At 36.9% G+C, this 8,976-nt stretch carries 6 protein-coding genes; 3 read left to right on the top strand and 3 right to left on the bottom strand.

Annotated features, from left to right (window positions below):
• On the bottom strand, nt 1-5,076 hold a 5,076-nt coding region (locus QZ138_RS10595), incomplete at its 3' end, for a hypothetical protein (protein ID WP_292888999.1).
• A 241-nt stretch (nt 5,077-5,317) separates the two neighbouring features.
• Here QZ138_RS10595 and ilvC point away from each other — a divergent pair.
• Both ilvC and QZ138_RS10585 read left to right on the top strand, forming a co-directional pair.
• On the top strand, nt 5,318-6,310 hold the full coding sequence (gene ilvC, locus QZ138_RS10590) for a ketol-acid reductoisomerase (RefSeq protein ID WP_292888998.1): 993 nt from the start codon (nt 5,318-5,320) through the stop codon (nt 6,308-6,310).
• A gap of 54 nt (nt 6,311-6,364) precedes the next feature.
• Complete coding sequence (locus tag QZ138_RS10585; protein WP_292888997.1) at nt 6,365-7,369, top strand: methanogenesis marker 12 protein; 1,005 nt, start codon at nt 6,365-6,367, stop codon at nt 7,367-7,369.
• Here QZ138_RS10585 and QZ138_RS10580 read toward each other — a convergent pair.
• Entirely contained in the window at nt 7,366-7,566 is a 201-nt protein-coding gene (locus QZ138_RS10580) for an LSM domain-containing protein (RefSeq protein WP_342765678.1), read from the bottom strand. The genes QZ138_RS10585 and QZ138_RS10580 overlap by 4 nt on opposite strands.
• 73 nt (nt 7,567-7,639) lie before the next feature.
• Between QZ138_RS10580 and QZ138_RS10575 the strand changes: the two genes are divergently transcribed.
• Nucleotides 7,640-7,783 carry a hypothetical protein gene (locus QZ138_RS10575; RefSeq protein WP_292600343.1) on the top strand — a complete coding sequence of 48 codons (144 nt, stop codon included), beginning with the start codon at nt 7,640-7,642 and terminating at the stop codon, nt 7,781-7,783.
• Between the two features lie 5 nt (nt 7,784-7,788).
• Here QZ138_RS10575 and surE read toward each other — a convergent pair whose 3' ends face one another.
• Complete coding sequence (gene surE / locus QZ138_RS10570; protein WP_292888995.1) at nt 7,789-8,565, bottom strand: 5'/3'-nucleotidase SurE; 777 nt, start codon at nt 8,563-8,565, stop codon at nt 7,789-7,791.
• Nucleotides 8,566-8,976 lie beyond the last annotated feature (411 nt).

Here is an 8,976-nt window from a genome sequence, read left to right as displayed (position 1 = left end):
AACTGCGACACCTGCACCTACTGGACTGCCATTGTCTCCGATTATGCGGAGTTTGTATTGGTAGTTTTTGCCGTAGTATGTGTTTACGTTCTTGTTGCCGGTTATGCGGGTGACTATTTTAAGTGTTTTAGTAATAGTTTGCTTGTTGAACGGATTGGATGCAGTCACTGTGTATGTTCCTATTGCCAATTTAGGATTGATGCTTGCAACACCATTAGCGTTGGTAACGGCACTGTATTTTTTACCATTGATGGTAAACTCTATTGCTGCATTTGCCACTGGTTTACCATTTTTATCAAGCAATGTTACTTGATAGTCTGTTCCGCTGTTGTATCCACGTGTCATGTCGTTTGCATGTATTTCAGAGTAGAGTAATGCATTGGTTGTGTTTTTGTTTTTGGCAGCGTAGTTTTCATCACCGGAATAGATTACATCAAACTCGTCATCATCTGTCAGGTTTTCGATATCGACAGTTGCTGTACCGTTGACAATGCTAGTAGTGTAATTGCCTTTTCCTTTGACCATTACTGTTACGTTACCTGTTGCGTCTTTAGGGAAATGAATAACCAGTGTTGTGATATCTCCACTTTCATTGGTTTCAATATCCATATCAAACTCATCGTTTTTGTTCACAGTCACATTTACAGCAGTGAATGCGGAAGTATAGTTTTCGGTTTCTTTATATGTTACATTGATGACATATTCGCCTGCTGACATGTCCTCAAATATTACATAAGTTTCCTCATTTGCTATTAGAGTAACATTCTTTGTTTGATTGCCTACTTTTACAGCATAATTACCGTCAACATTAGTTGTGATTATAACAACAACATCTTCAGGATAGGTCACATCAGAAGTGTCAACAACAATTTGAGGTGTTGCCTTGGTCACGTTAAATTCCATATAGCTGGAATTTCCAATTACGCTGTCATCGCCATAGTTGGTGACATTGACTCTATATTCGCCGACAGCCAGGCCTGAGAAAATTACACTCATTTCAGGGCTCTTGTCATCATATTCAAATGTGGTATTCATTACACTAGTTCCATTTTTATATGTAACCTCAATAAAGAATACTGTTGGATAGTCATCGTAGAACCTGACAACGACATCTTCGCCATATGTAACGTTACCTATTTCATAAATCTCAAGGTCGGATTCAACCTGAAATACTGTAAATGTTGTATTTGTGATGTTATTTGTATAAAATGGATTATTGAATGTGACATTTGCATAATAGGTGCCTGCAGGTAGTTGTAGAGTATTATTGAAACCTATTCCATTTTCAACTTCAATAGTTAATTCAGTACCGTTAATGTCCACAGTGTAATAACCGTCTACATCGGCATATATTAGAACTAGAAGATCCCTTCCATAATCTTCATCATCAACGATTATTTCAACATTATTGTTGCTTTCCACATTGAATGTGTAGGAGTATTGGCTTCCAATCACATTATCATTGCCTAAGTTGGTTACAGTCAAGTTATATGTTCCTATAGGCAAAGTGGAAGGTATTGTATACAATAGGGAGGTTGTATTTTCACTGGTTATGATAACATTTTCCTGATAGATTACAACATTATACCTTGCCGGATAGAAATCAGTGAAGCGGATGGTTCTGCCTTGATTGTAAACAACATTTCCGAAATCAAAAATTCCCACGTTGGATTGCGCTTTTTCGATAGTGAATGTGTCATTTGTCGCATTGTTATTATAGTTGTCCTTTGCAGATGTTACGTTGGCTGTGTAATATCCTGCATTGAGTTCTTCAACTATTGCAGAACCCACACCGTCTACAACATTGACGGTTACAGTTGTGGAATTGATTTTCACGATATATTCGCCGTCTGCACTTGCCCTGACGGTCACGGTTATGTCTCTGCCGTAAACGTTATCGTCAACAGTGACAGTGCAGTTGTTGTTAATTTTCAATACAGTGAAGGTGTCAGATGCTGAATTTTCTTTTTTGTTTTCGTTTCCAAGGTTGGTTACGGTTATAGTATATCTGCCGGCATTCAAAACAGGTATGCTCATTGATCCATCAGCATTTGCAACCCACACGATTTCACTATATGCGATTTTATTGTTTTCATCATATATTGTGACATTGTAGTTGTGACAATCTGAATCACCTTTAAATGAAATTCCACTAGTTGCAGAATAATTAAAATCTCCAGGTGATTCAGTTATCTGAATATATGAGAGTATTTTATTTACTTTAAACAATATGGTGTCCCTACTTGGATTAGTAGTCTCATTTCCAAGGTTATATATTGTAATGTTGTAATATTCATCGCTTGCAGGTAAAATCGGTTCGATATAATTGGATCCTGCCAATGAGTCATATATTTTAGTACCATTGTAATCTGTAATCACCGCTCTGATTTCAGTCTTATTTTCATATTTAAAGTCAATATGCACATAGGTCTGATTGAATTCTGTTCCGTTGGGGGTTATGATTTCAACTGAACTGTTTTTAGGGGCAACATGAGATACACTTAAACTGCCGGCAACACTTTTTTCGGAGTAATATGAATCCTCATAATGAGTTGCTGTGAATGTATAATTCCCATCTGCGAGCACAGGCAAATAATAATATGTGCCCACACCGTTCTCTTTAGTATATACATCATCAAGGTGGGTAAACATACCATGTTCTCTTATGATTAAGGTAATAAGACTGTTAACAATAAAATTAACATCTGATTTGACTGGAATAGCGTTGGTTTTAGCAGTTCCATTCCAATATGTCACATTGGAAAATGATAAATCCTTATCGGAATAAATTGCATTAATATAGTTTTCATTACCTGTTAGGGTAAATACAAGTGTTCCTCTCTCCTTTTTCATTGTCATATCCTTGACTGATGCTGTATTATTTAGGAAGATGGAATTTGAAACTGTTCCGTTTAATCCGATCCACCTAATCGCACCTCCTTTATCGGTAGCAACATTAAAACTGAAATAGGAATTTAAAATTTGAGCATTGTCTCCTTGAATATAAATCGCACCACCTTCGCTGGCCTTACCATTTTTAAGAGTTACATTGTTTATGGTAACTCCATTTGATGTAATATTAAAGATTCTGGAATTCTTTAATGCATCTATTGTATGTCCGTTACCATTGATGGTCAATGGCTTGTTGATTACAATACCATCGGTAATGGTATCAACATCTGGGGAATATGTAAAATCTCGTTCAAGATTTAAAACACCTTCAGCATTATTAACTAAATTCTGCAACACTGCAAAATCACCTGTAATATTTGTATGAATGGTTCCACCCCCGCCTAACAGGGTCCCCCACTCGTTTGACATTTGAATGGTGACTGCATATTGACCTGCTTCCAGCGGTGTGAAAACAAAACTGTATTTTTTATCAGTAGCTTTGATAGTAGCTTTTTTATCGGAAGTTAAACTTGCAACATATCCGTCCATTTTATCAGCTAAATCCATACCTTCTTTAGTTACAAATTTCACGTTTAGAGTTCCATTTTCAAATTTAGAAGTTGGCTCCCTGCCCCAGCTTAAAACAACACTTAATGGATGGCTGTCACTATGTTTGTCATTGCTTGTGAACCTGTGCCATTCCACAAGATAAGGTTGACTGAAATCAGGATTATTGGTTCCCCACCAGTTATATTCAACAGATTCATATTTTCCACAGTTGTAAACTGCTTTATCCTCATGAGCATTATTGCCAACGAAAATATTATATCTTAAAGTTAGTTTGGCACCGGCAGAATCCATATAGATTGCCGCACCGCAACCTGCTGTCCCATCAGCATGACTAGCAACATTACCTACGAATAAGGAGGACTCGATGTTTGCATTGCCTTTGCTGTTTATATATATCGCTCCACCATAATATGCCCAATTCTGATCAAAAACCAATTTCTTTGCAGTGTTGCCGAATTTTTGTGCATAAATCGCACCCCCTTTATTAGCTGAAACCATATTGTCACGAGCAACCTGGTTTCTTGTGAATATGGATGTTGAGTCCGCCCAATCTATAACATCAGCAAATATGGCTCCACCATTATCGTGAGCCTTATTACGAGTAAAGTTACATGCATCTATTTTAATAGTTTCAGAACTGTAAATAGCCCCGCCCTCATTAGACCCCATATTGTCTGAAAAATCTGAATTGCGGAAAGTGACAGTTCCAGGACCACAATTATAAATCGCACCACCTTTTAAACCATCTCCACTAACTTGATTTTCAACAAAAGGACAGCTATCAACGATGAAATCTTTTTCATGATTAGACTTTACATAAACTGCACCACCATGATTATATGCAAAATTCTTATTAAATGAGGAATGTTTAAAAACATCAACTTTCCCATCTATGTATATTGCCCCACCATATCTATTAGCCTGATTGGAATTAAATTGACAATTAGAAAGACTTAGGGAGTTGTCACTACCCTCAAAATAAATAGCTCCTCCGCAACGGTATGCATGATTACTGTTGAAAGTACATCCATCTATAATCAAATCTGAATATTGGCAGTTAATGGCTCCACCATCTTCTCGAGCTCCATCATTTAAAAATGTACAGTTTATAATAGTGAATTTGGAATTTTTAACGGTAAAGTGAAGGGCTCCACCGTTTTCAGTTTTTGCATTTCTAAATATTATATTTTTCAAAACGACATCAATATTCCCAGTTTTATGGGAATTGAATATGCCTGTTTTACTTCTAGCGTCAATATAATGTCCGTGACCATCAACTACAACAGATTTCCCAATTGAAATTGAGTCATTTCCACCATCTACATACTGATAATCCTTATCCAACGATACATTACCACCAGCATCAATTTTTCCTTGTAACTCATTATAATTTCCCGTATCAGATAACACATCATTATCTTCACTACTGCTTATAATCTCATCATCATTCGTATTCAAAACTTCATCTTCACTGACGCTTTCATCATCAATCGTTAAAGCGTCACTTGCATCATCAGTCATTATTGTCTCATTTTGAACAGCAAAAACCGAAGAAACGCTAAACAAAATGAGCATGACCAGTGCAATCATGAAAAATTTATTAATAGACTTCATTTTTCCTCCATAATTCTGTATAATATTTCATACAATAAAACTTATATGAATCATTATTAATATAATTTGGCGAATAAAATTGAAAAAATTCATTTTTAAAGGTTAATTTTTTTTACATGAATCTGCTGGGATTTCTACAAATCCAAGTTTTTAAATGATAAAAAGTTACTTTTATAAATATAGAAAATCATATCTTTATGTGATATTTTATTTAATATCTTAATTTTTACGAGTGATTATTATGAAAATGTATTACGACGATGATGTAAATACAGATGCTCTTGAAGGTAAAACCATAGCAGTAATTGGTTACGGTTCACAAGGAAGAGCACAATCTAGAAATATGGCTGATAGTGGAGCTAACGTTATTGTAGGTTTAAGAGAAAACGGTAGTTCTTGGAATGTAGCAAAAGAAGATGGAATGAATGTCAAATCTATTGAAGATGCTGCAAAAGAAGCAGACATCATTCACATTTTGCTTCCTGATGAAATCCAGGAAAAAGTCTACAATGAACAGATTGCACCTTATGTTGAAGATGGCAACACCATTTCATTCTCTCACGGTTACAACATCCATTTTGAGTTAATCAAACCTGATGAAACCGTAAACGTTGTAATGTTTGCACCAAAAGGACCAGGATCCATGGTAAGAAGAACTTACGAAGAAGGATTCGGTATTCCAGGTCTTGTTGCAGTCAAACAGGATGCAACCGGTGACGCATTGCAATTGGCGTTGGGTATGGCAAAAGCATGCGGTTTAACCAAAGCAGGTGTATTGGAAACCACTTTCAAAGAAGAAACCGAAACCGACCTCTTCGGTGAACAGACCGTTTTATGCGGTGGTCTTACCGAATTGATCAATGCAGGATTCACTACCTTGGTTGAAGCAGGTTACCAGCCTGAAATCGCTTACTTTGAAACCTGTCACGAAGTAAAACTCATCGTTGACTTAATCTATGAAAAAGGTTTTGCCGGAATGTGGCATGATGTAAGTAACACTGCTGAATATGGTGGATTAACCAAAGGTAAAGCAGTCATTACTGAAGAAGCAAAAGAAGGTATGAGAAAAACCTTAAAAGAAATTCAGGACGGTACCTTCAAAAAACAATGGGCTGATGAAAACGCTACCAACGGCGCTAACCTAAAAGAAATGAGAGCTGCTGAAAGTCAGATGGAAATCGAAATTGTCGGTGAAAGACTCAGAAAAGCTTGTGGATTACAAAAAGACGATTAGATACGTCTTTTTTCTTTTTTTTATTTTTATTTTTAATATTTTTGTGTGGTAATAATGGTATTTATTGGTATGGACCATGGTACAACCGGAATCTCTTTTTGCATAATGTCCGATGAGGGGGATGTTGCCGATGTATTTAAAATCGGAAGGGAGGAAAGTAAACAGGGTCTAGTTTCTGCCTCAGAAGAACTTAAAAAACGTGTTAATTTAGAAGATGTTAAATTAATGGCAATCACATACGCAATGGGCGATGGCATAAGCCAGATTTTACCAACAGATAAAGTCGAAGATAGGGGAATCCTGTCAATCAACGGTGCCGGCAAGGTTACCGGTGGCGGAACAAGCGTTTTCGATGAGCTTGAAGAATTGAATCTGCCGTCAGTAATGATTCCGGGACTTCACAAGGACTCAGAATCTCTTGACGAATTGTTCAGGGCAGCATATTCCCATCAGGCAAGTCCCGAAAAGGTCAGCATATCCTATAATGCTTTAAAGGAAACCGGATGGAGCAATTTCATCGTTGCGGATATCTCTTCAAACAGTGTGGATATCTTAATTGAAAACGGCAAGATTAAAGGCGCAATTGATGCATGTCTGGGCGCTATGGGTGTTGTTCACGGACCGCTTGATTTGGAAATGATTAGGGACATTGACGAGAACGGGGCATCAGCTAACGGATGCTTTTCAAATGCCGGAGCAGTCAAGATTGCAGGAATTGACGGAAAAGTTGCCGACATGAAAAATCAGCTTCTGGACAATTATCGCCAGGGCGATGAAAATGCGAAACTTGCAATCGACACATTGATAATGACCGTAGCAATGGAGATTGCAGGCCTTGACGTTGTGTGCGAAAACGATATCGAGGGCATTGTCCTGACAGGTTCCATCGGATCATCAACCGAACCCTTTGACTTTAAAAAAGAGATTGACAAATACTTTAAAGGCAAATATGACTTGAAAGTGATATCATTTGATTCTGGAGCTATTGGTGCTGCTCAAATAGCGATGGATGTCTTTAATGGTGAAAAAGAGATATTAGGTATTAAGGTTAATATCTAATCTTCTTTTAAGCTTATAAAAATTATGTTTCCGCCTTTAAGTGTTTCAATACCATTTTCATTTTCCAAAACAAGATTCAAGTAATTGTCAATTGCTATTACTTTACCTTCGGTTTGATAATCTCCTCTTAAATCAACGCTTACATTTTTGTTTTTAAATTGAGTAAAAAGTTTGTTTACATTATCTTCGCTCATTATTTCAAATCCTTGAATATTCTACTTTTACATTAGTCTTTCAACTTTAAATACTTTAATGTTTATATTATATAGTATGGCAATTAATCAATTAGAAAGCAATTTGGAAGCTATTACTCGTACAATAGCTCAACTTAAAAAGGACGGATGTACTGACGAAAAAATTTTAGGCGAACTCAGAGCCGAAAGAGAAAAGATACTTAAAGACCTAAACTTATAGGTATCTTATCTTAACCATTCTTTTAATAAACTCATATCACTGGTTAAATCTATTTTTAATGGTGTTATTGTAGTTTTTTGCATTTTTTTAAGTTCATAACCATCGCTTCCGGGCTCATCAAACTCGTATGGCTCGCCGCCGATCCAGTAGTAGGGCTTGTCTCTTGGATCCAAACGCTTTTCAATCACCGGTGTATACATTCTGTTTCCGAGTTTGACAACTTCAAATTCATCATCTGAAGGATTTTCCGGAATGTTGACATTCAGAAGGTCAATTCCTTCAGGCAAACCTTTTTTTAAAACGATTTTAGCCAGCCTGTTGAGCATCTTTTGCGCAAAGTCAAAGTCGATTTCCACATGGCCGTTTTCGAACTTTATGTCGTCCCTTGTCACTTCCTTTGAGATTGCAATTGTGGGAATTCCGAAGCTTGCGGCCTCGATTGCGGCACCCAGGGTTCCGGATGTTGTCAGTTCGGCCTGGCCCAGATTGAATCCGGTGTTTATTCCTGAAATCATGATGTCAGGTCTTTCATCCATTATTTCAAACAAGGCTATTGTCACAGCATCTGTCGGTGTTCCTCCGACACCATAGCCTATGCTTCCGTCCTTGAGAATGTGTTCGTTAACTCTCAACGGTTCATATAATGTTAATGCATGGCCGATTCCGCTTTGCTGGGTTTCGGGAGCCACCACATATGTTTCGCATAAGTCTTCAACCGCCTTTTTGGAGGCAAGTATGCCTGAAGCGGTTATCCCATCGTCATTACTGATTAATGCTTTCATATAACTTAATTTGATGTTAATTTTTAAATAATTTTGTATTTTTGATGATGCTATGTTCTTTTTCACAGTCGTGCTTTTGCGTTTTCCCGCATTTTTGCACTTCAAATAATTGTATTTAATGCGGAATCCAAATTATTGATTGGACAGGATTCAAATCCTGTCCGTTAATCGAAAACAATCCCATTGTGCATATTAGGATTTAATGAGCCTATATCGCTCAAATTTGTTGAAAAAAGATCTTTTTTCTTGGTTAAATAAGAAGAAGTGATTTTTAACTTTATTGTGCAAGAATTCTCCGGCTTCTTTAAGCCGGGGGATGAATTGCACATTTTAGTGGATAGTGTCTATATTTTTTTTTATGTGGATGGGGTGGTGAGATTAGTTTTCAAATGCTCTCGGATAAATGCTATA

It is taken from the genome of Methanobrevibacter sp. UBA212, assembly GCF_905233225.1.
Classification (GTDB): domain Archaea; phylum Methanobacteriota; class Methanobacteria; order Methanobacteriales; family Methanobacteriaceae; genus Methanocatella.
This window is presented reverse-complemented; position numbering and strand designations above follow the sequence as displayed.